Consider the following 24008-nt stretch of genomic DNA (forward strand, 5'->3'; position numbering starts at 1 on the left):
CCCCGGAGCGGTGGCGGCCCTTCTCGTCGGTGAGGCGATCAGCCCTCGGCCGCCAGCTGGCCGCACGCGGCGTCGATGTCCGACCCGCGGGTGTCGCGGACGGTGCAGGAGACGCCGGCAGCGCGCACGGCCGCGACGAAGGCGTCCTGCTGGTGGCGGGGGCTGGCGTCCCATTCGCTCCCCGGGGTCGGGTTGAGCGGGATGAGATTGACGTGCGCCATGGGTCCGAGCCGCTGCGCGAGCAGCCGACCGAGCATCTCCCCACGCCAGACCTGGTCGTTCACATCGCGGATCAGCGCGTACTCGATGGACACGCGCCGGCCCGTGGCGTCGGCGTAGTGGCGGGCGGCGTCCATCACCTCGGTCACCGGCCACCGGTTGTTCACCGGCACCAGGGTGTCGCGGAGCTCGTCGTCGGGGGTGTGCAGCGACACGGCGAGGGTGACCTGGAGTCCTTCCTCGGCGAGCTTGTGGATGGCGGGGACGACCCCGACCGTCGACACGGTCACCGACCGCTGCGAGAGCCCGAAACCGGACGGCGGGGGCGAGATGATCCCGCGGACCGCGGCGAGGACGCGCTTGTAGTTGGCCAGCGGCTCACCCATCCCCATGAACACCACGTTCGACAGGCGCCCCGGTCCCCCCGGGATCTCGCCGTCCCGCAGCGCCCGCGCCGCCACGCGGACCTGCTCGAGGATCTCCGCCGTCGACAGATTCCGCTGGAGGCCGCCCTGACCCGTCGCGCAGAACGGGCACGCCATGCCACAGCCGGCCTGGCTCGAGATGCACACCGTCGCCCGATCCGGGTAGCGCATGAGCACGCTCTCCACCAGCGAGCCGTCGTGCAGCTTCCACAGCGTCTTGCGGGTGGTGCCCTCGTCCGCGGAGACGTGACGCAGCGACGTGGTGAGCGGCGGGAAGAGTTCCTGCCCCACCCGGTCACGCAGATCGGCCGGGAGGTCGGTCATCTCGCGCGGGTCCGCCTCGAGCCGCCCGAAGTACTGGTTCGCCAGCTGCTTCCCGCGGAACGAGGGAACCCCGAGGTCACCCATCGCCACCGCGCGGCCGTCGGAGTCGAGGTCGGCGAAGTGGCGCGGGGGCAGCCCGCGGCGGGGGGCGTCAAAGACGAGGGGAAGAGGATCAGCCATGATTCGGCCATTCTGTCAGAAACGAACGCGCAGGACACACCGCCAACGGTGCCGCCCGGGGAGATGAGCACATACAGTTCTGCTATGGCCACACGATCACACGATCCCGTCGACCCTGATCATCCGGGCGCAGACGACGCGCCGGGCGGGCTGCCCGCCGCGCGAACCGATGTCGGCGACTCGGCGCCGGCCCCCCTGGACGGGGCGACCGATAGTCCACGACCGGGCCGGGCAAGCGGGGATGACGTCTACCCCGACACCGCCGGCGGCCTCCTGGGATCGGCATGGGTCGGTCTCGTCCTGGGCGCACTGGTGACGGTCCTGCTGCTGATCTTCATCGCGCAGAACACGACCTCGACCGACGTCCGCTACCTCGGGTGGGAGTTCAGTCTCCCACTGGGGGTGCTGATCCTCCTGGCGGCGATCGCCGGGGCGCTCATCATGGCACTGTTCGCCGGATTCCGGATCCTCCAGCTGCGGATGCGCGCGCGCAAGGCCCGCAAGCTCTCGGCCCGCGCGCACTGACCACGTCGGGCCGGCGGCTCCCCACGCCGTCGGCCCGGGCGGTCCCGCGGCCGGCCCATACGGGCCCGGCCGCTCAGGTGGGCACGACGTAGGTGAAGACGACCCAGACGACGACGGCGCTGGGCAGCACGGAGTCGAGGCGGTCCATGAAACCGCCGTGGCCCGGCAGCATCGTCCCCATGTCCTTAATGCCGAGGTCCCGCTTGACCTGCGATTCGACGAGGTCGCCCAGCGTCGCGGTGAACACGGTGAGGACGCCGAGCAGGATCCCCTTCCAGACGCTGTCGTCGAACATCGTCGCCACGACGGTGGCGCCGCCGACCGTGGCGAACAGCAGCGACCCCGCGAAACCCTCCCAGGACTTCTTCGGGCTGATCGCCGGGACCATCGGGTGTCTGCCGAACAGCACCCCTGCGACGTAGCCACCGACGTCCGAGCACACGACCAGCAGGATGAGCGCCACGACCCGCTGCGCCCCGAACTCTCCGTCAGACAGCATGGCGCCCAGCGAGCCCGGGACGGCGATCCACACCAGGACGAACACCGCGACCGAGGCGTCCCGCATGTAGTTCTTCGGCGCGGTGGTCAACCCGCCCATGAGCAGTCGCCACACCAGCACCACGACGGTGGTCACGGCGAACGCGGCGAAGGCGCCCTCCGCCCCGCTGAGGAAACCCGCCCACACCGTCGCCTGGCCGCCCAGCAGGAGCGGGATCAGCGGGAGCCGGAACCGCGCCTGGCGCAGACGCTTGAACACCTCCCAGGTGCCGATCGCGACTGCTCCCGCGGCGACGATGTACCAGGCGCGGGGGGCGAAGGCGATGCTCGCGATCACGAGCGCGCCGAGGCCGACCCCGACGGGAATGGCTCGGGTCAGGTCCCGGCCGGCGCGCGACGGAGGTGCGGCGGCCGCGGCGGTGGGCCCGGGCGGTCCGGGGGGAGCGGTGTCCACGGCGTACTCCTCGACTGTGAAGGGCGGATCGGGGTGGGAGGTCAGACCTCCATCAACTCGCCTTCCTTGACCTTGACCAGGTCGTCGACATCGGCGACGTAGCGCTGGGTGAGCTTGTCGAGCTCCTTCTCGGCGGCGGTGACCTCGTCCTCGCCGGCCTCGCCGTCCTTCTGGATGCGCTTGAGCTCGTCCATCGCCTTGCGACGGACGCCGCGGACAGCGATCCGGCCGTCCTCGGCCTTGGCCTTGGCCTGCTTGACCAGGTCACGACGCCGCTCCTCGGTGAGCTGCGGCACCGTCACGCGCAGGACCTGCCCGTCGTTGGTCGGGTTGACGCCGAGGTCCGAGTTGCGGATCGCGTTCTCGATGGGGCCGATCTGCGACATCTCATACGGCTTGATGATCAACATCCGCGGCTCGGGGACGGTGATGCTGGACATCTGGGTGATCGGGGTGAGCGTCCCGTAGTACTCACAGAGCACACGGTTGAACATGCCCGGGTTGGCTCGGCCGGTGCGGATGGAGGCGAGCTCGTCACGGACGTGCTCGAGTGCCCTCTCCATCTTCTCCTCGGCCTCGAGCAGAGTGTCGTCGATCATGTGCGTCTCTTTTCGTTCTCGTCGGTGGCTGTGGTCCGGTGGCGGGCGGGTCGGTCCGGGCTGCTCCGGTCAGAGCTGCTCCAGTCAGAGCTGCTTCAGTCAGAGCTGCTGACCAGGGTCCCTATCTGCTCACCGGCCACGGCGCGAGCGATGTTGCCCTCGGTGAGGAGGTTGAAGACCAGGATGGGCATGTTGTTGTCCATGCAGAGGCTGAACGCGGTGGCGTCGGCCACCTTCAACCCGCGTTCGAGGCACTCGCGGTGCTCGATGCGGGTGAACAGCTCGGCATCGGGGTTCGTGCGCGGATCGTCCGAGTACACTCCGTCGACGGCCTTGGCCATCAGCAGCACGTCGGCCTTGATCTCCAGCGCGCGCTGCGCCGCGGTGGTGTCGGTCGAGAAGTAGGGCATGCCCATGCCGGCTCCGAAGATCACGACGCGCCCCTTCTCCAGGTGCCGCTCGGCGCGCAGCGGGATGTACGGCTCGGCGACCTGCCCCATGTGGATGGCGGTCTGGACGCGCGTGGAGACACCCTCCTGCTCGAGGAAATCCTGGAGGGCGAGGCAGTTCATCACGGTGCCCAGCATCCCCATGTAATCGCTGCGGGCGCGGTCGAGGCCACGCTGCTGCAGCTGGGCGCCGCGGAAGAAGTTCCCGCCCCCGATCACGATCGCGATCTGCGCCCCCGTGCGGGACACCTCGGCAATCTGACGGGCGACCGACTGGACCACATCCGGGTCGATACCCACGCCGCCGCCGCCGAACATCTCGCCGCCCAGCTTGAGCATCACTCGCCTGTAGCCGTCCCGCGGGTCGGTCATCGTTCTCCTCGTCCCGGGCGGATCGAGCCCGTGTCGCGCGTCAACGCCCCCGACGGGGTGTCGTCGGGGTGGCGTGCGGCCCATGGTGGGACCGCGTTCATTCTGCCCTATCGCCCCTGCCGCCACACCGCAGCCCGCCGGACGCGGGGACACCCGGGTCTGCAGACCGCCGACAGACGCCGACGGCGGCACCCGGGATTCCCCCGGGTGCCGCCGTCGTGTGGGACCCCTGGTGACGGGTCCGGGTCGGATCAGGCCTGGCCGACCTCGAAGCGCAGGAAGGCCGAGACCTTCGCGCCGGCCTCGTCGAGCAGGGCACCGACGGTCTTCTTGCTGTCGGTGACCGACGGCTGGTCGAGGAGGCAGACGTCCTTGAAGAAGCCGTTGAGGCGACCCTCGACGATCTTCGGGAGGGCCTGCTCCGGCTTGCCCTCCTCGCGGGCGGTGGCCTCGGCGATCTCGCGCTCCTTGGCGACGATGTCGGCGGGGACGTCGTCGCGGGAGACGTACTGGGCCTTGAGCGCGGCGATCTGCATCGCGGCGGCGCGGGCGGCGGACTCGGCGGCCTCGCCCTCACCCGAGTAGGCGACCATGACGCCGACGGCGGGCGGCAGGTCGGAGGAGCGCTTGTGCAGGTAGACGGCGACCGGGCCGTCGAGCTTGCCCACGCGGCGCAGGACCAGCTTCTCGCCGGACTTGGCGGAGAACGACACGACGGCGTCGGCGACGGTGGCACCGTCGAGCTCGGCGGCGTTGAGGGCGTCGAGGTCCGAGATGCCCTGCGAGGCGGCCACGTCGACGATCTTGTCGGCGAGCGCGATGAACTCGGCGCTCTTGGCGACGAAGTCGGTCTCGGAGTTGAGCTCGATCATGACGCCGTCCTTGATGGCGACCAGGCCCTCGGCTGTGGTGCGCTCGGCGCGCTTACCCACGTCCTTGGCACCCTTGATGCGTAGGACCTCGACGGCCTTGTCGAAGTCGCCGTCGGTCTCCTCCAGGGCCTTCTTGCAGTCCATCATCCCGGAGCCGGTGAGCTCACGCAGACGCTTGACGTCGGCAGCGGTGTAGTTCGCCATTGTGGGGCGACCCTCCTTAAAGGGGTTCGTGATGTGTCGGGAAAGGTGTTGAAGAGTCGGTCGGCGGGCGCGATCGTCTCCACCCTAGACGCCGGGGCGTCCGGGGACGGCCGCCCACCGCCTCAAGACACCTCGGGCCCGGCCCCCGGAAGATCCCCTGGGGATCGTGGGCGGCCGGGCCCGATGGCGCTCGAGCTGGAGGTGCGGATCAGGCCTCGGTGGCCGGGGCCTCGGCGGGGACCTCGGCCGCGGGGGCCTCGGCGGCGGGCGACTCGGTGCCCGTGACGTCCGCGGCGGGACCCTCGGTGCCCTCGGTGGCGGCGCCACCGGTGACCTGGTCGAGCTGCTCGGTCTCCCACTCGGCGAGCGGCTCGGCCTCCTCGCCGGTGGCCTTGCCGGCCTGCGAGCGGGCCTTCAGTCCCTCGGCGACGGCGGAGGCGATGACGCGGGTCAGCACGGTGACCGAACGGATGGCGTCGTCGTTCGCCGGGATCGGGTAATCGACGACATCCGGGTCACAGTTGGTGTCGAGCAGCGCGACGACCGGGATGTTGAGCTTGCGCGCCTCGCCGACGGCGATGTGCTCCTTGTTGGTGTCGACGACCCACACCACGGAGGGGACCTTACTCATGTCACGCATACCGCCGAGCGTGCGCTCGAGCTTGTTCTTCTCGCGCGTGAGCATGAGGATCTCCTTCTTGGTGCGACCCTCGAATCCACCCGTCTGCTCCATCGACTCGAGCTCCTTGAGCCGCAGGAGCCGCTGGTGCACGGTCTGGAAGTTGGTGAGCATGCCACCCAGCCAACGCTGGTTGACGTACGGCATCCCGACCTTGGCGGCCTCCTCGGCGATGGCCTCCTGGGCCTGCTTCTTGGTGCCGACGAACAGGACGGTGCCGCCGTGGGCGACGGTCTCCTTGACGAACTCGTACGCCTGGTCGATGTACGTCAGGGTCTGCTGCAGATCGATGATGTAGATGCCGTTGCGGTCGGTGAAGATGAACCGACGCATCTTCGGGTTCCAGCGGCGGGTCTGGTGGCCGAAGTGGGCGCCTGCGTCGAGCAGCTGCTTCATGGAGATGACTGCCATGATGGGTTGAGGGCTCGTCCGGCTTGAAAGCAGCCGGACCGCGAGGCCCTCGTCCTCGCTTTCTGGTACGTATCGGGTTGTGCCCACTCGCCGGGCGGCGGCGGGCCCTGGTGTCCGCGCCGGGCCGGACCCCCTGTATACGGGGGCACCTGCTGGTCCGACGTCCGGGAAGGCCGGGGCTCTTCTGCAGCCCCGGGGCCCGGATGCGGCGCCGTTGACCGGGTCGCCGCAGGACACGCGAAGTCGATCGACGAGAGTCGACCGCACGGGAGAGCATATCCCCTCGGCCTCGCACAGCCAAGGCGGGCCTCTCGCCACCGGTCGCCTGACCCTGGGGATGGTCGTCCACCCTGTCCACAACCGGCGCGCCGCCCCTGGCGGTGGGCGGGCCGGTGCGGTGCACTCGTGGCGTGGCGATGATCAGGTCCCGCGGACGGGGTGGACGCGACGGGGCGCCCGCCGGCGTCGTGACCGCGGCGCTCGTCGTCGTCCTCGTCGTCGTGCCCCTCGCCTCCGCCGCTCCGCCCGCCTCCGTGCCGCCCGCCTCGGGGCCTTCCGCCTCGGTGCCCTCCGCCTCGGTGACGTCCGCGGGCGCCGTGTCGGTCGGTCCACGTCCGGCGATGGTCGGCCCCGTGCCGGGCCCGCTGTCGGTGGTCACCCCGTTCGACCCTCCGGCGCGGCGGTGGTTACCCGGCCACCGCGGGGTCGACCTGGCCGCGGAGCCGTACTCACCCGTCCTCTCCCCCGCCGACGGGACGGTGTCCTTCGCAGGCGCCGTGGCCGGGCGGCCGGTGGTGTCGATCGACCACGGCGGCGGGCTGCGCACGACGTACGAACCGGTCGCCGCCGAGGTGAGCGCCGGGGACGTCGTCGCCGCGGGTGCGCGGATCGGCCGACTCCTCGCCGGCCACCCCGGGTGTTCGGTGGTGGCGTGTCTGCACTGGGGCGCGCGGGTGGCCTCGGGAGGCCCGTCCGGTGACGACGACGACTACGTCGATCCGCTCGCGCTGTTGGCCGCCACCCATCGTCCGATACGTCTCAAGCCCACACTGCCCGGCGACGGCGTCGGCTGAGAAGCGGCGGCGGCCCGATCAGGCGCGGGGATGGGCTCCGCGGTAGGCGGCGCGGAGGCGCTCGGCCGATACGTGCGTGTAGATCTGGGTGGTCGCCGGCGTGGAGTGCCCGAGCAGCTCCTGGACGTGTCGCAGGTCCGCGCCGCCCTCGAGCAGGTGCGTGGCCGAACTGTGGCGCAGCGCGTGGGGCGAGACGCGGGGCGCGCCCGGCGTGGCCTCGCTGACCTCGTTGACGATCCTGCGGGCCGCCCGAGGGTCCAGGCGTCCGCCGCGGGCACCCAGAAGGAGGGCCGGCCCCGAGCGGGCGTTCGTCAGGGCCGGTCGGCCGGTGTCGAGCCAGGCGCGCAGTGCCCGGTCGGCGGGCGCCCCGTACGGGACGGCACGCTCGCGGTCGCCCTTGCCGATCACGCGGAGGAGTCGCCGTTCCGCGTCGACGTCGTCGACGTCGAGGCCGCACAGTTCGGCCACCCGGATGCCGCACGAGTACAGCAGCTCCACCACGAGGCGGTCGCGGACGGCGAGGGGGTCGCCCTCGGCCGCGCCGAGTTCGCTCGTCCGGATGGTCTCGCCCGCCTGGGCGGCGTCGAGGACCTCGGGCAGGTGCCGTCGGGCGCGCGGAGCCTCCAGTCTGGCCGCGACGTCGGTCGGGAGCAGCCCGGTGCGCGCCGCCCACGTGCTGAACGAGCGCGCCGCCGCGACCCGGCGTGCGACGGTCGACCGCGCGGCTCCGGCGGCCACCTGGGCGGCGAGCCAGCCCCGCAGGGCGGGCAGGGTCAGCGCGGCTCCGAGCTCCGGGCCGGTGGTGGGCCCGCCGTCGCCCGCCGCGAGGTGGCCGAGCAGTCCGCGGACGTCCGATCGATAGGACCGGGCGGTCGCCTCGGAGCGAGACCTGCCGGTGAGGAGGTGCTCGACGTAGTCGTCGAGCACCTCCTCGAGGTGGTCGGACAGCGCGTTCCCATCGTCCTCACGAGTGCGCGTCTGTCCCATGGACACCGATTGTTGCGGTCCTTCGACGGGCACGCAACCATCCGGAACCGGGCCCCGCCTCAGGACACCGGCAGGCTGAGCTGCGTCCCGCCGTCGCCGGATCTGCGCCAGCCCCCCGGGCCGCGCACGGCCGCGCCCGTCGACATCAGCCGGCCGAGTACGGCCCGCACCGTGGTCGGCGCGATCCCGGCCGACCTGGCGACCTCCGCGGGAGCGGCCCCTCCGGAGGTCGGGAGCGCCTCGAGGATCCGCCGCGTCACGTCGTCCATCCCATCCCACGACGTGGCCTCCCCGGCCGGCGGCGGCGCCGTCTCCCCCATCTCGCCGGCCAGCTCGACCACGTCCGCCGTGCGCCCGATCAGCACCGCCCCACGGTCCCGGAGGAGGAGATGGCATCCGACCGACGCGACCGAGGTGACCGGACCCGGTACGGCACCGACCGGCCGGTCGAGGGCCGCCGCCCACGCCGCCGTGCTCAGCGCACCGCTGCGGGCCGCCGCCTCGACCACCACCGTCGCGCTCGTCAACGCCGCGATGATGCGGTTGCGGTCGAGGAACCGGTACCGCGTCACCCCGGTCCCCGGCGGCTGCGCGGAGATGACCGCGCCTGTCTCCGCGACCTCACGGAGCAGGCCGTCGTTGCCGCGCGGGTACAGACGGTCGACGCCCCCGGCCAGGACCGCGATCGTCGGGCCGCGCACCCCGAGCACGGCGCGGTGCGCGGCCGCGTCGATGCCGAACGCGCCTCCCGAGACCACGGTGAACCCCTCCGCCGCGGCCCCGGCGCTCAGATCCGCGGCCACCGTCCGGCCGTACGGCGTGGGCGCCCGGGTGCCCACCACCGCAACCGACCTGCCCAGAGCCGTCGCCGGCTCGGCCGGCCCCCGCCACCACAACCCGAGTGGGCGCAACGCGGTGGGCACCCCGCCCGCGCCGTCCCGGCGACGCCCGCGTGGCCGGTCGAGTGGCGCGAGCGCGTATCCCGGCCAGCCCGGGTCGCCCGGCACCACCAGGCGGGCACCCACGGTCGCGGCCGAGTCGAGCAGGGCCGCCCCGTCCACGTGCTCGCGACGGGACTCGGCCTGGGCGTTCAGCGTCTCGCCCGCCCGCCCGGCCCGGATGAGGTCCCGCGCGGCGACCGGACCGACCGAGTCGACCAGGTCCCACACCTGCGCGGTCGGTCTTTCGGTGACCGCTCCCAGATACGCGTACGCCTCGCGGACGTCCCACGGCACCGCCACGGCCTCTTGCTCGCCCACCGACATCAGTCCTCTCCTCGCAGCATCAACGCCTCGGCCACATGGGGCTCACGCGGCACGGTCGCCCCGTCCAGGTCGGCGACCGTCCACGCCAGGCGCAGGCATCGATCGACGCCCCGCGCGGACAGCACCCCGTGGGCGAGCGCGCGGTCGAGCGGCTGCACCGCGCTCCGATCGAGCCCCCACACCGAGCGCAACACGCGCCCGGGTACCTCGGCATTGGACCGGGCGCCCGCCGCGTCCGGGCACCCCGCCCACCTCTCGGCGGCTGCCGCGCGCGCCGCGGCCACCCTGGCGCGTACCGCGGCCGTGTCCTCCACCTCCCCGACCGCGAACAGACCCGATCCGATCGGCAGGGTGCGGGCCGCGATATCGATGCGGTCCCGCAGTGGGCCCGTCAGCGAGCGGCCGTACCTCCGCCGCGCGTCCGGCGTGCAGGTGCACGCGTCCGGTCGCGCGCTGCCACACGGGCAGTCGTTGGCGGCCATCACCAACTGGAATCGCGCGGGATAGACCGAGATACCGTCCCGGCGGGCGATCCTCACCTCCCCGTCCTCCAGAGGGGTGCGCAGGCTGTCGAGCACGCGGGCGGGGAACTCGGCGCACTCGTCGAGGAACAACACCCCACGGTGCGCGAGCGTCACCGCCCCCGGACGCGCGACGTTGTTCCCGCCCCCCACCAACGAGGCCACCGAGGCCGAGTGGTGCGGGGCGACGAACGGCGGCCGACGCAGCAGCGGATCCCTCGGGGCGAGCTTGCCCATCACCGAGTGGACGGCCGTGGCCTCGAGCGCCTCGCACTCCCCCAGATCCGGCAGGAGGCCGGGCAGTCGACGCGCCAGCATCGTCTTGCCTGTCCCCGGCGCCCCGCGGAGGAGAAGGGCGTGCCCGCCGGCGGCCGCGATCTCCACCGCCCGACGGCAGTCGTCCTGGCCGTGCACCTCGGCGAGGTCCTCGCGGGGCCGCCCGCCCACGGCACGCGCGGCCGGCGCGTCCGACACCAGCGCCCCGCCACCACGGCTCCACACCCCGAGCATCGCCAGCGAGTCCACGCCCGCGGAGTCGATTCCGCGCACCAGCCGGGCCTCCGCGAGGTTGGCGGTCGGGACGATGGCCCGGGGCAGCCCGGCGTCCCGGGCGGCGAGCACCGCGGGAAGGACCCCACGGACCGCACGGACCCGCCCGTCCAGGGCGAGCTCACCCACCAGCAGCGTGCCGTCGAAGCAGGACGCGGGCAGCTCCCCGGACGCGGTGAGGGTCCCCACCGCGAGCGCCAGGTCGAAACCGGAGCCCCGCTTGGGCAGACCCGCCGGCGACAGGGACAAGACGACCTTGCCCACTGGCCACGACAGTCCGCTGTTGATCACCGCCGCCCGAATCCGCTCCCGGGCCTGCAGGACCGCCGAATCCGGCAGCCCCACGATGCTCACCCCCGGCAGCCCGCGGCCCACGTCCGCCTCGACCTCGACGATCTGACCGCCCACCCCGTGCAGGGTCACCGCCCACGTCCGCCCGAGCGCCACGGCTAGAACACGTCCTCGAACAACTCGAGCCGGGGGCGCGAGCGATCGGCCAGATCCACCCCGACCACGTCGAAGCACACCTGACGCCAGCGACCCGGGTGCTCGGCCAGCCAATGGGCGGCCAGCAGGCGCAGGCGCCGGCGCTTCTTCCCCGTCACGGACTCGGCCGGGCTGCCGAAATCTTTACCGGTGCGGGTCCTCACCTCGACGAAGCGCAGTCTGCCCGCGGAGTCCAGGACCACCAGGTCGAGTTCTCCGACCGGACACCGCCAGTTCCGGCTGATCACCACCGCACCGCGGGCCTCCAGCAGGCCCGCCGCGTGTTCCTCCCCGATCCGACCCGTCCGCACCCGCTGGTCCGCGCCGCCCCTGGCGCGTCCCGCCCCGTCCCCTGTCATCGCCGTCCTCCCGGCGGCCCGGCCCGTCCGGGTCCGCCGGGGCACACCCTTCCGGACGACGACGGCCCGATCCGCTGGTCGCGGACCGGGCCGGGAGCCTCCTGTGGAGGCGGATCGGGCTGTGGAGAACCGGGGCCGAAGACTACTCCGGCAGGCGCAGCTCGGGCTTGTCGAGTTCCTCGATATTGACGTCCTTGAACGTCAGGACGCGCACGTACTTGACGAAACGAGCAGGTCGGTACATGTCCCACACCCACGCGTCGGACATGCGTACGTCGAAGTACACCTCCCCGTCGGCGGACCGCGGGATCAACTCGACGGCGTTGGCGAGGTAGAAGCGCCGCTCCGTCTCGACGACGTAGGTGAACTGACCCACGATGTCGCGGTACTCGCGGTACAGCGAGAGCTCCATCTCGGTCTCGTAGTTCTCCAGATCCTCGGCGCTCATCTCGTGCTGCTCCTCGAATGCGCCTGCGCGGCGCGACGGACGTTGGCGTACGACATCCGATGGATGTCGCTGGGACCGAGCTGCTCGATCGCCCTGGCGTGACCCGTGGTGCTGTACCCCTTGTGGGCGGCGAAGCCGTAGCCCGGATACCGCGAGTCGAGGTCCACCATAATCCGATCGCGCGTGACCTTCGCGAGGACACTCGCGGCGGCGATGGATGCGACCACCGCGTCACCCCCGATCACCGCCGTGGACTGACACCCGAGACCGTCGACCGCGAACCCGTCCGTCAGGACGAACCCGGGTCGCGGGTCCAGGGCGGCGACCGCCCGGCGCATCCCCTCGATGTTGCAGCGGTGGATTCCCCGCGCATCGATCCGATCCGGTTCGATCACGACGACCGAGACAGCCCTCGCGCGCCGCAGGACCGCGTCGTGGAGCCGGTCGCGGGCCGCGGCGGTGAGCTTCTTGGAGTCGTCCAGGTCCGCGAGTTCCGGGTGGAGGCGGTCACCGAGCACACACGCCGCCACGACGAGCGGTCCCGCACAGGAACCGCGGCCGGCCTCGTCGACGCCCGCGACGGGACCCAGCCCCCGTCGGGTGAGCGCGGCCTCCAGCGCGAGCCGGCCGTCCCTGCGGGTCACCCGCGCCCGGGTGGGCAGCAGGCGGTGCCGTCGCGACCGCTCGGGACGTGCCCGGGTCACCCCGCGCTGATGTCCGGCGAGGAGACCGTCCCGATCCGGTCGAACGGGAGGATGATCGCCTGCACCTTGCCGATGATGTTCTCCGCCGGCACCGTGCCCTGGTGTTCGTCTCCCATATGGAAGCGGGAGTCCGCGGAGTTGCCGCGGTTGTCGCCCATCACCCAGTAGTTGCCCTCCGGAACGGTGACGGGACCGAACGCGCAGTTCAACGGGTTACGGGCGGGCGACGGGTCCTCGTTGAGGTAGGGCTCGTCCAGCGGTTTGCCGTCGACGAGGAGCGACCCGTCCGGCGCACATCCCCCCACGGTCTGCCCGCCCACCGCGATCACGCGCTTGACCATGTCGTTCTGGTCGGGCGGGACGATGCCGATCACGCCGCCGATGTTCTGGAGGGTGCGGATGACGGGGTTGTCCGACCGGATGGACTGGTACCCCTCGTTCCACGACTCGGGCCCCTCGAAGACGACCACGTCGCCGGGCCGGGGATCACCGAACCGGTAGCTGATCTTGTCGACGAAGATCCGGTCGCCCGTGCAGCCCGCGCAGCCGTGCAACGTGGGTTCCATGGACTCGGACGGGATCTGATAGACGCGACCGACGAAGGTCTGGAAGACGAACACCAGAGCCAGGGCGATCACCACCAGCAGCGGGATCTCGATGTACCAGGGCTGGCCCTTCTTCTCGACGCCGCGAGCCGGGGCCCCGTGATCACGGGGTCCCGGCTCGGCGGTGTCGTGTCCGGGCGTGTCGGTGCTGCTCACCCGGATGAGCGTAGTCGATCCCGCACCGCTGACGGCGGTCGAGTCCGACGCGCTCTATGCGCTCAGCGCTTCTCCTTGATCTTCGCGGCCTTGCCGCGGAGCTCACGCAGGTAGTAGAGCTTGGCGCGGCGGACGTCGCCACGCACGAGCACGTCGATGCGGTCGATGTTGGGCGAGTGCACGGGGAACGTGCGCTCGACGCCGACGCCGAACGAGACCTTGCGGACGGTGAAGGTCTCGCGGACGCCGCCGCCCTGGCGACGGATCACGACGCCCTTGAAGACCTGGATGCGCTCCTTGGAGCCCTCGATGACCTTGACGTGCACGTCGAGCGTGTCGCCGGCACGGAACTCCGGGATGTCGTCCCGGAGGGACTTATTGTCGATGAAGTCGAGAGTGTTCATTGTGTTCCTTGCATGTCAGGAATGAGGACAGAGGACCCTGGCGCCCGCCGTCAGGCGGGTCGACCGGTTCGTGCCCCGGATCAGCGCGACCGTCCCCGGGCGCGCGTGCGCCCGAAAGGTCAACCTCGCTAGTGTGCCATCCCCGCCGGGGGTGGTCCAAATCAACCCTCTGGCGGTTCCCAGCCCAGCTCGGCCAGGGTCTGCAGGTCGGCGGCGCTGAGCGGGGCCCCGCCCAGGAGGTCCGGGCGCCTCTCCGCGGTCCGCCGCAGCGATTCGTCGCGGCGCCAGCGTGCGATCCTCGCGTGATCGCCGCTCTTGAGGACGTCGGGCACCGGGCGGTCGCGCCATATCTCGGGGCGGGTGTAGCTCGGTCCCTCGAGGAGACCGTCGGAGAAGGAATCCTCCTCGTGACTACGCCGGTTCCCCAGCACACCGGGCAGGAGGCGTACCACGGCCTCCGCGATGACGAGGACGGCTACCTCGCCTCCGATCAGGACGTAGTCCCCGATGCTGACCTCTTCGACGTCCATGCGCTCGGAGGCCTCGTCGACCACGCGCTGATCGATGCCCTCGTAGCGGCCGCACGCGAACACGATCCGACGGCGGCGGGCGTACCTGTGGGCGTCGGACTGGGAGAAGGGCCGCCCGGCGGGGGTCGGGACGATCAGCAGGGGCCGGGAGTCCGGATCCGAGGCGGCCGGCCCGGTCGTCAGCCCGGTGTCGGTCTGGGGAACTAGGTCGTCGAGCGCGTCGCCCCACACCGTCGGCCGCATCACCATCCCCGGCCCGCCGCCGAACGGGGTGTCGTCGACGGATTTGTGCACGTCGTGGGTCCAGGCGCGCAGATCGTGGACGCCGACCTCGATAATGCCCCGGTCGACGGCGCGACCGAGGAGGGCGAGCCGGAGCGGCGCAAGGTAATCGGGGAAAACGGTGACGACGTCGAGACGCATGATCGGCCCGCGCCGCTCCTCGGCGGCGGGCCCGGTCACGACGTGCCCAGGTCGAGCAGCCCCTCCGGTGGGTCGATGACGCACGTCCCACCGGGGACGTCCACCTCGGGGACCATCTCGGTGACGAAGGGCACGAGCGCGTCGGCACCGTCGGTCAGTCGGATCCCGAGGAGCTCACCGGCGGGGGTGTGGACGATCTCGGTGACCTCGCCGAGCGGTGCGCCCGAGGTGTCGAGGACCCGGAGCCCGACGAGCTGGTGATCGTGGTACTCGTCCGGGTCCTCTGGATCGGGGAGCTCGGCGGAGTCGACCAGCAGGAGCATGCCGCGCAGCGCGTCGGCCGTGTCGCGGTCGGATACACCGGCCAGGCGCACGAGAAGCCGCCCGGAATGGCTCCGGGCGGCTTCCACTGTGACGTCACGGTCGGTGGCGCGGTCCCCCTTGCCGACGCGGCCGGTGAGCCGCGCGCCGGGGGCGAAGCGCTCCTCGGGCGAGTCGGTACGGACCTCCACCACGAGCTCGCCGCGGACGCCGTGCGATTTGACGACGCGGCCCACGACGAGCTCCATGGTGTGTCAGGTCCTCCGGTTGTCGGCGCGTACGGGGGGGGGGATCAGCGGTCGGTGTCGACCACGTCGACCCGGATGCCCTCTCCCCCGACGGCGGAGACGATCGTCCGGATGGCGGACGCGGTTCGACCGCCCCGCCCGATGACACGGCCGAGATCCTCGGGCGCGACCGCCACCCGGATCACGGTGCCGCGCCGACCACCACTCGACCGGACGGACACGGCGTCGGGATCCGACACGATGCCGCGGACGAGGTGGTCGACGGCGTCGACGACCATGTCGTTCATCTGTCTCAGGCCTCGGCGGTCTCGGCGTCAGCCGACGCGGCCTCACCCTCGGCGGAGTCGGTCGACGCGGCGGCCTCCTGCTCGGCCTTCTTGGCCTCTTCGGCCTTCTTCGCCTTGTCGGCCTTGCGCTTGGCGGTGATGGCCTCGGCGGACGGCTCGCCCTGGGCCTCCTCGAGCGCCTTGTTGAACAGGTCCAGCTTGGAGGGCTTGGCCTCCGGGGCGCGCAGGGTGCCCTCGGCGCCCTCGATGCCCTTGAACTTCTGCCAGTCGCCCGTGATCTTGAGCAGCTGCTCGACGGCCTCGGTCGGCTGGGCGCCCACGCCGAGCCAGTACTGGGCCCGGTCGGAGTCGATCTGGATGAAGCTCGGCTCCTCCTTCGGGCGGTAGAGGCCGATGGTCTCGATGGAGCGACCGTCGCGGCGGGTACGGGCGTCGGCGACGACGACCCGGTACTGCGGGTTGCGGATCTTGCCGAGTCGGGTGAGCTTGATCTTGACGGCCATGAGCGCGTCTCACTTCCTGTAGTGGGTCACATGGCGATTCAGCGACGCCCGCGCTGCTCGCGGGGTCCGGTTTCGCCTTCCGGGTGACCGCCGTTCGGCCCGGACCCCCGCGTGGGGACCCACCGGTGACGGCGTCCAGCGGTCCAGTCTAGACACGCGCGGCCCGCGCGCACCAATCGGCGCACACGGGCCGTCGGGTCACCGCTTGGGGAACTTGAGGTTGTCCAGATCGATGCCCTCGAGGCCGGGCGGGAGCTGGTCCAGGCCCGGCGGCATCTGGGACAGGTCCGGCATGCCCCCGGGCGGCATGCCCGGCATCCCACCGGGCGGCATCCCCGGCATCCCAGGCATCCCAGGCATCCCCGGCATACCGGGCATCATGCCGCGGTTCTTCGGCGGCGTGGGGCCGCGCCCCTTGCCCTTCCCCTTGCCCTTCTTGCCCTTGCGCTGGTTCTTGCGCCCGGCCCCGGGCATCCCCATCTGGCCGGCCATCCGGCTCATCATCTTGCGGGCCTCGAAGAACCGGTCGACGAGCTGGTTGACGTCGGTGACGGTGACGCCCGAGCCGTTGGCGATGCGTTGGCGGCGGGAACCGTTGATGATCTTGGGATCGGCACGTTCCTCAGGGGTCATGCCGCGGATGATCGCCTGGATGCGGTCGAGGTGCTTCTCGTCGATGTCGCCGACGGCGGCCTTCATGTCCTTGCCGCCGGGCAGCATGCCGAGCAGGTTCCCGATGGGACCCATCTTGCGGATCATCATCATCTGGTCGAGGAAGTCCTCGAGCGTGAGCTCGCCCGAGCCGATCTTGGCGGCGGTCTTCTCGGCCTCCTTGGCGTCGAAGACCGTCTCGGCCTGCTCGATGAGCGACAGGACGTCGCCCATGCCGAGGATCCGGCTCGACATGCGCTCCGGGTGGAAGACGTCGAAGTCCTCGAGCTTCTCGCCGTCCGACGCGAACATGATCGGGGTGCCCGTGAGTTCGCGGACGCTCAGCGCGGCGCCGCCGCGCGCGTCGCCGTCGAGCTTGGTGAGCACGACGCCGGTGAAGCCCACGCCCTCGCGGAACGCCTCGGCGGTGACCACCGCGTCCTGACCGATCATGGCGTCCAGGACGAAGAAGGTCTCGTGCGGCTGGACGGCGTCGCGGATGCCGCGGGCCTGGGCCATCATCTCCTCGTCGATGCCGAGGCGGCCGGCGGTGTCGACGATCACTACGTCGTGCATCTTGGCGCGTGCGTGGGCCAGCCCGCGCTGCGCCACGGACACCGGCTCCTGGACGCCGATTTCCGCGCCGTCCCCGCCGACCGAGGTGCCGGGGTGTGGGGCGAAGGTCTGTACTCCGGCGCGCTCACCGACGATGCGTAGCTGGTCGACCGCGCCCGGGCGTTGGAGGTCGCACGCCACCAACAGCGGCGTGTGCCCCTGGCCCTTGAGCCAGTACGCGAGCTTTCCCGCCAGCGTGGTCTTACCCGCACCCTGGAGGCCGGCCAGCATGATCACCGTCGGTGGTTGCTTGGCGAACTCGATCCGGCGGGCCTCGCCACCGAGGATGGCGGTGAGCTCGGCGTCGACGATCTTGACGACCTGCTGGGCGGGGTTGAGCGCCTCGGAGACCTCGGCGCCCTTGGCCCGTTCCTTGACCCGGGAGATGAAGGCGCGCACGACCGGCAGTGCGACGTCGGCCTCGAGCAGCGCGAGTCGGATCTCGCGGGCCGTCGCGTCGATGTCGGCGTCGCTCAGCCGACCTTTTCCGCGCAGGTCCTTGAGCGCCCCTGTGAGACGGTCGGACAAGGATTCGAACACGGCAACAGCTCCCTGGTTCGCGTCCCGGGAGCGCGCGCGTCCCGGCGTCGTCGGCGACGACTGATCACAGGGTATCGGCACGCGCGACGACGGGCGTCGCGGGCTCGTGTCCCGGCAGCAGTGACTCGACCTGACCGGCCGTGCTGAGGACCGCACCCGGGCCGGAGAGGGCGAACACGTCCTCGACCGCGGCACCCCTGGTGCGGACCACCACCCAGTCGATCCGGGCGCCCGTCTGCAGGATCGCGGAGACGATCCGGGCGAACAGCCCGGGTCGGTCCTCGGCGCGGACCTCCATCATCACGCCGTCCGCGTCGGAGCGGTGCCCGACGAGGACCGAGGATCTGGCCCGCGGGGGACCGATGGGCAGGGCCTCGCCCCGAGAGAGGGCCGCGCGCAGCGATCCCGGCAGGCCGGCGTCGATCGACCGTCGCAGGTCCTGCCGGAGCACGCGGGCGTCCACCGGGTCGCCGAACCGCGTGGAGACGGTCATCCTCGCGCGCATACCCCCGGGCGGCCGCAGGTCGATCTCCGCGTCGACGATCTCCAATCGGTGGGCGGCGAGTACCTCCGCGGCCACCGCCAATGACCTTCCGGCACCGGGGGCCACGAGGGTGACCTCGTGTGTGGTGCCCGTGCCCGCCGCACGGAGGTCGACGACGACGTCGGGGGGACCGTGCCGTCTCGACGCCCGCACCGTCGGGGCCTCGACGGCGGCCGGGCGGGGTCCCACCTGGGCGCGGCACGCCGCGACGAGCGCCGTGTGCACGCCGGCCCGTCCCGCCGACCACACGGTCGGTCCGGTGGCGATCGAGTCGGCCTCGGTGAGCGCGGCCAACACGTCCAGCGCGACCGTGTCCCAGTCCAGGGTATCGAGGACGAACTGGGCGGTCTCCGGGTCGGAGGGGTCGCGGCGTGCGGCGGTCCTCGCGAGGAGGAGGTGGTGTCGGACCAGTCGTTCCAGGGTCTGGGTGTCGCGCACGCTCAACCCCATCCTCTCGGCGATCGGCCGGATCATCACCGCGCCGTTCTCGCTGTGGTCGCCCACGCGGCTCTTGCCGAGGTCGTGGAGGAGCGCCGCGAGCAGCAGGAGGTCGGCCCGCGCGACCGAGGTGGTGAGCCGCGACGCCTCGACCGCCGTCTGCACGAGGTGCCTGTCGACGGTGTAGACGTGCGTGCGTTCGCGGGCGGGCAGGTCCCGCACGCCGGACCACTCCGGCAGCAGGCGTTCCCACAGTCCGCAACGGTCGAGGGCCTCGTGAACGGGGATCTGCGCCTCCCCAGAGCCCAGCAGGACCAGCAGGTCGGACAGCGCCTCCGCGGGCCAGCGGCCGTCGGGGGCGGGGCTGCGCTCGGCCAGGACGCCGAGGGTGGACCCCGCCACAGGGAGGGAGAAGCGCGCGGCGGCGGCCGCCACGCGCAGGGGTAGCCAGGGCTCCTCCTCGACGCGCGCGCCACGGGCCAGCGCCACCTCGCCCGCGTGCTCGACCACGCCGTCGTCCAGCGGCCGGCGGACCGGGGACCGCCTCAGCAGCCCGGTGAGTCCCCGCGTCGACAGGGTGGCGCACGATCCGCGGATCGCCTGGTCAGCGGTGAACGCGATCGTGCGGGAGGCGTCGCTGAGGGCACGGGCGAGGTCGAACCGGTCACCGAGTCCGAGGGCACGGCCGACCTCGTCGCCGTACTCCGCGTGTAGCACCTCGCGGGCTCGTCCGGCGACCCGGTGCAGCTCGGTGCGGGCGTCGAGCACGAGCCGGTGCGCGGCGGCCATCCCCCCGGGCACCACCGGCCGGCCGTCGCTGAGGTGCGCCAGCGCCAGGGCGGTGACGAGCTGTGCGTCGCGCAGCCCCCCGACACCGTTCTTGAGATCCGGCTCGCTGCGGTGGGCGATGACGCCGGCGCGGTGGCGCCTGGCCGCGGCCGCGGCGACGAGGTCGTCGAAGCGGGAGGCGATCTGGTCACGCCACTGGCGGCGGGCACCGTCGACGACCAGAGCACCGAGATCCGCGTCGCCGGCGATCACCCGCGCGTCGAGCAGGCTCAGGCCCACCGAGACGTCAGCCGCGGCGACGGCCAGGCACTGGTCGACCGTGCGGACGCTGTGGTCGAGGCCGACCCCGGAGTCCCATAGCGGGTACCACAGCGCGTCGGCGAGCTCGCTCACGTCGCGGTCGGTGCGGCGCTCGTGCACGAGCACCAGGTCGAGGTCGGAATGTGGCAGGACCTCCCTGCGACCGAGTCCGCCGAACGCGATGAGGGCGAATCCGGAGCCCGGGTCGACGCCGGCCTCCTCGGCGAGCCTCGCCAACTCCATCTCGTAGAGCTCGCAGAGGGCGGCCCGTAGCGCCGCGGCCGGTAGATCCTCGCGTCGCGCGGAGAGGATCCGTGCGCGTCCGGCCCGCAGTGCCGTGGCACGTTCGCCGTCAGCCGTCGCTGTCATCCCTCTCCCCTTCCCCACGTCCGTCGGATCCAGAGTCCCGCGCCCGTGTCACCCCGCCGGGGCGGGCGTGTTTCGCTTCTGTGAACGGCCCCGCACGGAGCAGGCGCGCACGAGCGCGCGCGGGCCGTCCCCGTCGGGGACGACCCGCGCGCGGAAGCGGGGTGTGCGTGGGTGAACGGGCGGGGCCGCTCAGATGGCGTCGACGCCCTCCTCGCCCGTGCGGACACGGACGATGCTATCGACGGCGGTCACCCAGACCTTGCCGTCGCCGATCTTGCCGGTGCGGGCCGCATCGACGATCAGCTGCACGACCGTCCCGGCGGTGTCGTCGTCGACCACCACCTCGACCCGGATCTTCGGGACGAAGTCGACGGCGTACTCGGCGCCGCGGTAGACCTCGGTGTGGCCTTTCTGGCGGCCGTAGCCCTGGACCTCGCTGATGGTCAGTCCGTGGATGCCGGCCTGCTCGAGGGCGGCCTTGACGTCGTCGAGCGTGAACGGCTTGACGATCGCGGTCACGAGCTTCATGTCGTGGTTCCTTTCGAGGTGGTCGGGTCAGCGGATGAGCGCGCTGGTGGAGGGCTCGTACGCGGTCTCCGCGTGCTGGGCGCCGTCGATGCCGGCCTGCTCGTCGGACTTGTCGATCCGCCACCCGAGGGGGCGGCAGATCGCCCAGGCGATCGCGGTCATCACCGCGGTGAACACGAGCGCCGCGACGGCGATCACGATCTGGACCACGAGGAGCTTCCATCCCTCGCCGGAGTAGAAGATCCCGGGGGCGGTGTCAAAGGTGCCGGTGGCGAACAGCCCGATCGCGATCGTGCCCCACAGGCCGGCGACCAGGTGGACGCCCACCACGTCGAGCGCGTCGTCGTAGCCGAAGCGGTGCTTGAGTCCCACGGCGAGGGCGGACAGCACACCCGCGATCGCGCCGAGAGCGATGGCACCGAGCGGGTGGACCGACCCCGCGGCGGGGGTGATGGCGACCAGTCCGGCGACGACGCCGGAGGCCGCGCCGAGGCTGGTGGCGTGCCCGTCGCGGATACGCTCGGCAAGGAGCCAGCCCAGCATCGCGGCGGCGGTGGCGGCGGTGGTGTTGACCCAGGCCAGGCCGGCCGTGCCGTTGGCACCGAAAGCGGAGCCGGCGTTGAACCCGAACCAGCCGAACCACAGCAGCGCGGCGCCGAGCATGACCAGGGGCAGGCTGTGCGGGCGGAAGGCGGTGCGACCGAAGTCGAGCCGCTTGCCGATGAGCAGGACGAGCACCAGGGCGGCCATGCCGGCGTTGATGTGCACGACGGTTCCACCGGCGAAGTCGACCGGGCCCACGGCGGCGGTCAGACCGCCCTCGCCGTCGTCGACCGTCCCGAAGATCATGGCGGCCAGACCACTGTCGGAGTGGGAGAGCAGTCCCCCGCCCCACACCATGTGGGCGAGCGGGAAGTACGCGAGGGTGACCCACACCCCGGCGAACGCGAGCCAGGTGCCGAACCGGACGCGCTCGGCGATCGCCCCGGAGATGAGCGCCACGGTGATGATCGCGAACGTCACCTGGAAGGCGACGTCGACGACCGCCGGGTAGGCGCCCGAGCCGGACATCATCCAGCCGCTCGCGTCCCCGATCACCCCGGACAGTCCGAACATCTCGAAGGGGTTGGCGAACAGTCCGGCCACGGACTGGCTGCCGTAGGACATCGACCAGCCCCACAGCAGGTAGACGACGCCGACCAGCCCCATGGTGCCGAACGACATCATCATCATGTTGAGTACCGACTTCTGCCGGGACATACCGCCGTAGAAGAGCGCCAGGGCTGGCGTCATGAGCAGGACCAGGGATGCCGCCATGAGCATCCAGGCCGTGTCTCCCGTATCGAACTCCGGCGTCGCCTCCTGGGCGAGCAACGCGACACTGTCACCTATCACGGTGCGGTCCTCCTCGTTTCATCGCGTGGTGAGCGTCTTCTCGCTCCCCGGTCGCCTGTAGAGGTTTCCGCTGCCGTGTTGCGGTGGATGTCCGCGTGTGTTTCCTGACGGTTACACGCGGCGGGCCCCGGTTCCGGTTGTGTATCGCGGCCCGCCGCCCCGGGCCTACGTCCCGAGCAGGGCGTCCACGAACGCCTCGGGGGTGAACGGCGCCAGGTCGTCGGCGCCCTCCCCCAGTCCGACGAGCTTCACCGGCACGCCGAGCTCGTGCTGGACCTGGAAGACGATCCCGCCCTTGGCGGTGCCGTCGAGCTTGGTCAGGACGACGCCCGTGATGTCGACGACCTCCTTGAACACGCGGGCCTGCATGAGGCCGTTCTGCCCGGTGGTCGCGTCGATCACGAGCAGCACCTCGTCGACGGGGGTCTTCTTCTCGACGACCCGCTTGACCTTGCCGAGCTCGTCCATGAGGCCGGCCTTGGTGTGGAGGCGGCCCGCGGTGTCGACGAGCACGGCGTCCACGCCGGTCTCGACGCCACGCCTCACCGCGTCGAAGGCGACCGAGGCGGGATCGGCGCCCTCCTTGCCGCGCACGACCTCGGCGCCGACGCGCTCCGCCCAGGTCTGGAGCTGGTCCGCCGCGGCGGCGCGGAACGTGTCCGCGGCGCCGAGGAGGATGGCGCGGCCGTCGGCCACGAGGACGCGGGCGAGCTTGCCGGTCGTGGTGGTCTTGCCGGTGCCGTTGACGCCGACGACGAGGAGGACGGCCGGCGTCCCGTCGTTCGGCAGCGCACGGAGCGATCGGTCGTACTCGGGGTGGAGGTTGTCGATGAGGGTCTGCCGGAGCAGGTCCCGCACCTCGGCCTCGGTGCGGACCTGGCGGGTCGCGATCTCCTCCCGCAGCCGGTCCACCACGCGCTGGGTCGTGGTGGCCCCGAGGTCGGCCATGATGAGGGTGTCCTCGATCTCCTCCCAGGCGTCCTCGTCGAGGTCGCCCGCGCCGAGGAGGCCGAGGAGCCCCTGGCCCACGGTGTTCTGCGAGCGGGCGAGCCGGCCCCGGAGGCGGTCGAGTCGGCCGGTGGCCGGATCGATGCGCTCGACCGGTGCGACCGGCTCGGGGGTCCCGGTGATGACCTCGGTGGTGGGCGCCGGGATCTCGTCGGAGGGTACCTCGGGCGGCACGACCACCGGCTCGACCGGGGCGGGCTCGACGACCTCGGTGTCCGCGCTCGGACCGGGTTCGACATCCGGCTCGACGACAGGGATCTCGGGTCCGGCGTCGACGTCGCGCCCGGGCGCGGGCGACGGCTCGGACGGCGTCGGGGTCTCCGGTGCGGCAGGGGCGTCCGGCCGTGCGTCGGTCGGCGTCGCGGGTGGCGCGGCGGGCGGCGCGGCAGCGGAACGGGGCTCCTCCCTGGGGATCGGCTCCTTGGCGGGCGCGGCCACTCCGCCGCCCTGTGCGAAGGAGAACCCCGTCCCGGCCTGGTAGTTGCCGGACCGCTCCTCGCGGGTGAGCTCCTTGCGTTCCTCGGCCTTGGTCAGGGAGATCTGCCGCTTCTTGCGCAGCTGCAGGCCCACGACCAGAGCGATGACGGCCAGCAGCAGCACCGCGGCGACGGCGATGATGATCCAGGTGGTGGTAGTCACGGTGCCCAGTATGGCCGAGGGCGTCCGTCAGACGTCGTCCTCCCCGACCGGGCCGCCCTCGCTGTCCCATCGGTCGATCATCCTGACTTACTCGGGGGCGTCGGTGAGGGTC

At 71.9% G+C, this 24008-nt stretch carries 25 protein-coding genes; 2 read left to right on the top strand and 23 right to left on the bottom strand.

Annotation, left to right across the window (positions count from 1 at the left end; all coding sequences use genetic code 11):
- Nucleotides 1-38 precede the first annotated feature (38 nt).
- Nucleotides 39-1148: a dual-specificity RNA methyltransferase RlmN gene (rlmN, locus tag KHA85_RS05430; RefSeq protein ID WP_007626793.1), complete on the bottom strand. Its 1110-nt coding sequence runs from the start codon at nucleotides 1146-1148 to the stop codon at nucleotides 39-41.
- 84 nt (nucleotides 1149-1232) lie between these two features.
- Between rlmN and KHA85_RS05435 the strand changes: the two genes are divergently transcribed.
- Nucleotides 1233-1673 (top strand): LapA family protein, encoded by a 441-nt coding sequence (locus KHA85_RS05435; protein ID WP_007626795.1) that lies wholly within the window; start codon nucleotides 1233-1235, stop codon nucleotides 1671-1673.
- A gap of 73 nt (nucleotides 1674-1746) precedes the next feature.
- Here the strand turns inward: KHA85_RS05435 and KHA85_RS05440 are convergent, their stop codons facing one another.
- From KHA85_RS05440 to rpsB, 5 genes are all read right to left on the bottom strand, one after another.
- A complete protein-coding gene (locus tag KHA85_RS05440) occupies nucleotides 1747-2625 on the bottom strand; it encodes a phosphatidate cytidylyltransferase (RefSeq protein WP_007626803.1) in 879 nt (292 codons plus the stop codon).
- A 41-nt stretch (nucleotides 2626-2666) separates the two neighbouring features.
- Nucleotides 2667-3224: a ribosome recycling factor gene (frr, locus tag KHA85_RS05445; RefSeq protein WP_007626804.1), complete on the bottom strand. Its 558-nt coding sequence runs from the start codon at nucleotides 3222-3224 to the stop codon at nucleotides 2667-2669.
- A 95-nt stretch (nucleotides 3225-3319) separates the two neighbouring features.
- Nucleotides 3320-4045, bottom strand: coding sequence for a UMP kinase (gene pyrH, locus KHA85_RS05450; RefSeq protein ID WP_007626805.1), 726 nt, complete (start codon nucleotides 4043-4045; stop codon nucleotides 3320-3322).
- 251 nt (nucleotides 4046-4296) lie between these two features.
- Nucleotides 4297-5121: a translation elongation factor Ts gene (gene tsf, locus KHA85_RS05455; protein ID WP_213185059.1), complete on the bottom strand. Its 825-nt coding sequence runs from the start codon at nucleotides 5119-5121 to the stop codon at nucleotides 4297-4299.
- A gap of 208 nt (nucleotides 5122-5329) precedes the next feature.
- Nucleotides 5330-6211: a 30S ribosomal protein S2 gene (gene rpsB, locus KHA85_RS05460; protein ID WP_007626807.1), complete on the bottom strand. Its 882-nt coding sequence runs from the start codon at nucleotides 6209-6211 to the stop codon at nucleotides 5330-5332.
- Between the two features lie 416 nt (nucleotides 6212-6627).
- Here rpsB and KHA85_RS05465 point away from each other — a divergent pair, with 416 nt between their 5' ends.
- Complete coding sequence (locus KHA85_RS05465) at nucleotides 6628-7284, top strand: M23 family metallopeptidase (protein ID WP_213185085.1); 657 nt, start codon at nucleotides 6628-6630, stop codon at nucleotides 7282-7284.
- Between the two features lie 18 nt (nucleotides 7285-7302).
- Here the strand turns inward: KHA85_RS05465 and KHA85_RS05470 are convergent, their stop codons facing one another.
- The 17 genes from KHA85_RS05470 to ftsY all read right to left on the bottom strand — a co-directional run bounded on the left by KHA85_RS05470 (nucleotide 7303) and on the right by ftsY (nucleotide 23896).
- Nucleotides 7303-8271 carry a tyrosine recombinase XerC gene (locus KHA85_RS05470; protein ID WP_213185060.1) on the bottom strand — a complete coding sequence of 323 codons (969 nt, stop codon included), beginning with the start codon at nucleotides 8269-8271 and terminating at the stop codon, nucleotides 7303-7305.
- A 59-nt stretch (nucleotides 8272-8330) separates the two neighbouring features.
- Entirely contained in the window at nucleotides 8331-9536 is a 1206-nt protein-coding gene (gene dprA, locus KHA85_RS05475) for a DNA-processing protein DprA (RefSeq protein ID WP_213185061.1), read from the bottom strand.
- Complete coding sequence (locus KHA85_RS05480) at nucleotides 9536-11053, bottom strand: YifB family Mg chelatase-like AAA ATPase (protein ID WP_070722804.1); 1518 nt, start codon at nucleotides 11051-11053, stop codon at nucleotides 9536-9538. Before KHA85_RS05480 ends, dprA begins: the two co-directional genes overlap by 1 nt.
- A gap of 2 nt (nucleotides 11054-11055) precedes the next feature.
- On the bottom strand, nucleotides 11056-11451 hold the full coding sequence (locus KHA85_RS05485; protein ID WP_070722803.1) for a YraN family protein: 396 nt from the start codon (nucleotides 11449-11451) through the stop codon (nucleotides 11056-11058).
- Between the two features lie 142 nt (nucleotides 11452-11593).
- A complete protein-coding gene (locus KHA85_RS05490) occupies nucleotides 11594-11899 on the bottom strand; it encodes a DUF2469 domain-containing protein (RefSeq protein WP_007632861.1) in 306 nt (101 codons plus the stop codon).
- On the bottom strand, nucleotides 11896-12603 hold the full coding sequence (locus KHA85_RS05495) for a ribonuclease HII (protein ID WP_007632863.1): 708 nt from the start codon (nucleotides 12601-12603) through the stop codon (nucleotides 11896-11898). The genes KHA85_RS05490 and KHA85_RS05495 overlap by 4 nt, the downstream gene beginning before the upstream one ends.
- Nucleotides 12600-13364 (bottom strand): signal peptidase I, encoded by a 765-nt coding sequence (gene lepB, locus KHA85_RS05500; protein ID WP_070722800.1) that lies wholly within the window; start codon nucleotides 13362-13364, stop codon nucleotides 12600-12602. Before lepB ends, KHA85_RS05495 begins: the two co-directional genes overlap by 4 nt.
- Nucleotides 13365-13426: 62 nt before the next feature.
- Nucleotides 13427-13768: a 50S ribosomal protein L19 gene (gene rplS, locus KHA85_RS05505; protein ID WP_007632870.1), complete on the bottom strand. Its 342-nt coding sequence runs from the start codon at nucleotides 13766-13768 to the stop codon at nucleotides 13427-13429.
- A 161-nt stretch (nucleotides 13769-13929) separates the two neighbouring features.
- Entirely contained in the window at nucleotides 13930-14721 is a 792-nt protein-coding gene (gene trmD, locus KHA85_RS05510; protein ID WP_043568704.1) for a tRNA (guanosine(37)-N1)-methyltransferase TrmD, read from the bottom strand.
- A 35-nt stretch (nucleotides 14722-14756) separates the two neighbouring features.
- Nucleotides 14757-15290 (bottom strand): ribosome maturation factor RimM, encoded by a 534-nt coding sequence (rimM, locus tag KHA85_RS05515; protein WP_007632877.1) that lies wholly within the window; start codon nucleotides 15288-15290, stop codon nucleotides 14757-14759.
- Nucleotides 15291-15334: 44 nt separating this feature from the next.
- Nucleotides 15335-15577: an RNA-binding protein gene (locus KHA85_RS05520; protein ID WP_007632879.1), complete on the bottom strand. Its 243-nt coding sequence runs from the start codon at nucleotides 15575-15577 to the stop codon at nucleotides 15335-15337.
- 5 nt (nucleotides 15578-15582) lie between these two features.
- Nucleotides 15583-16080 (bottom strand): 30S ribosomal protein S16, encoded by a 498-nt coding sequence (rpsP, locus tag KHA85_RS05525; RefSeq protein WP_213185062.1) that lies wholly within the window; start codon nucleotides 16078-16080, stop codon nucleotides 15583-15585.
- Between the two features lie 198 nt (nucleotides 16081-16278).
- On the bottom strand, nucleotides 16279-17886 hold the full coding sequence (ffh, locus tag KHA85_RS05530) for a signal recognition particle protein (protein ID WP_213185063.1): 1608 nt from the start codon (nucleotides 17884-17886) through the stop codon (nucleotides 16279-16281).
- 64 nt (nucleotides 17887-17950) lie between these two features.
- Complete coding sequence (locus KHA85_RS05535) at nucleotides 17951-20326, bottom strand: [protein-PII] uridylyltransferase (RefSeq protein ID WP_213185064.1); 2376 nt, start codon at nucleotides 20324-20326, stop codon at nucleotides 17951-17953.
- A 189-nt stretch (nucleotides 20327-20515) separates the two neighbouring features.
- Nucleotides 20516-20854 (bottom strand): P-II family nitrogen regulator, encoded by a 339-nt coding sequence (locus tag KHA85_RS05540; RefSeq protein ID WP_213185065.1) that lies wholly within the window; start codon nucleotides 20852-20854, stop codon nucleotides 20516-20518.
- Nucleotides 20855-20881: 27 nt separating this feature from the next.
- Nucleotides 20882-22177, bottom strand: coding sequence for an ammonium transporter (locus KHA85_RS05545; RefSeq protein WP_050797242.1), 1296 nt, complete (start codon nucleotides 22175-22177; stop codon nucleotides 20882-20884).
- Nucleotides 22178-22414: 237 nt separating this feature from the next.
- On the bottom strand, nucleotides 22415-23896 hold the full coding sequence (ftsY, locus tag KHA85_RS05550; protein ID WP_213185066.1) for a signal recognition particle-docking protein FtsY: 1482 nt from the start codon (nucleotides 23894-23896) through the stop codon (nucleotides 22415-22417).
- Nucleotides 23897-24008 lie beyond the last annotated feature (112 nt).

The sequence above is a fragment of the Dietzia massiliensis genome (genome assembly GCF_018390595.1).
In the GTDB taxonomy this organism is placed as follows: Bacteria; Actinomycetota; Actinomycetes; order Mycobacteriales; family Mycobacteriaceae; genus Dietzia; species Dietzia massiliensis.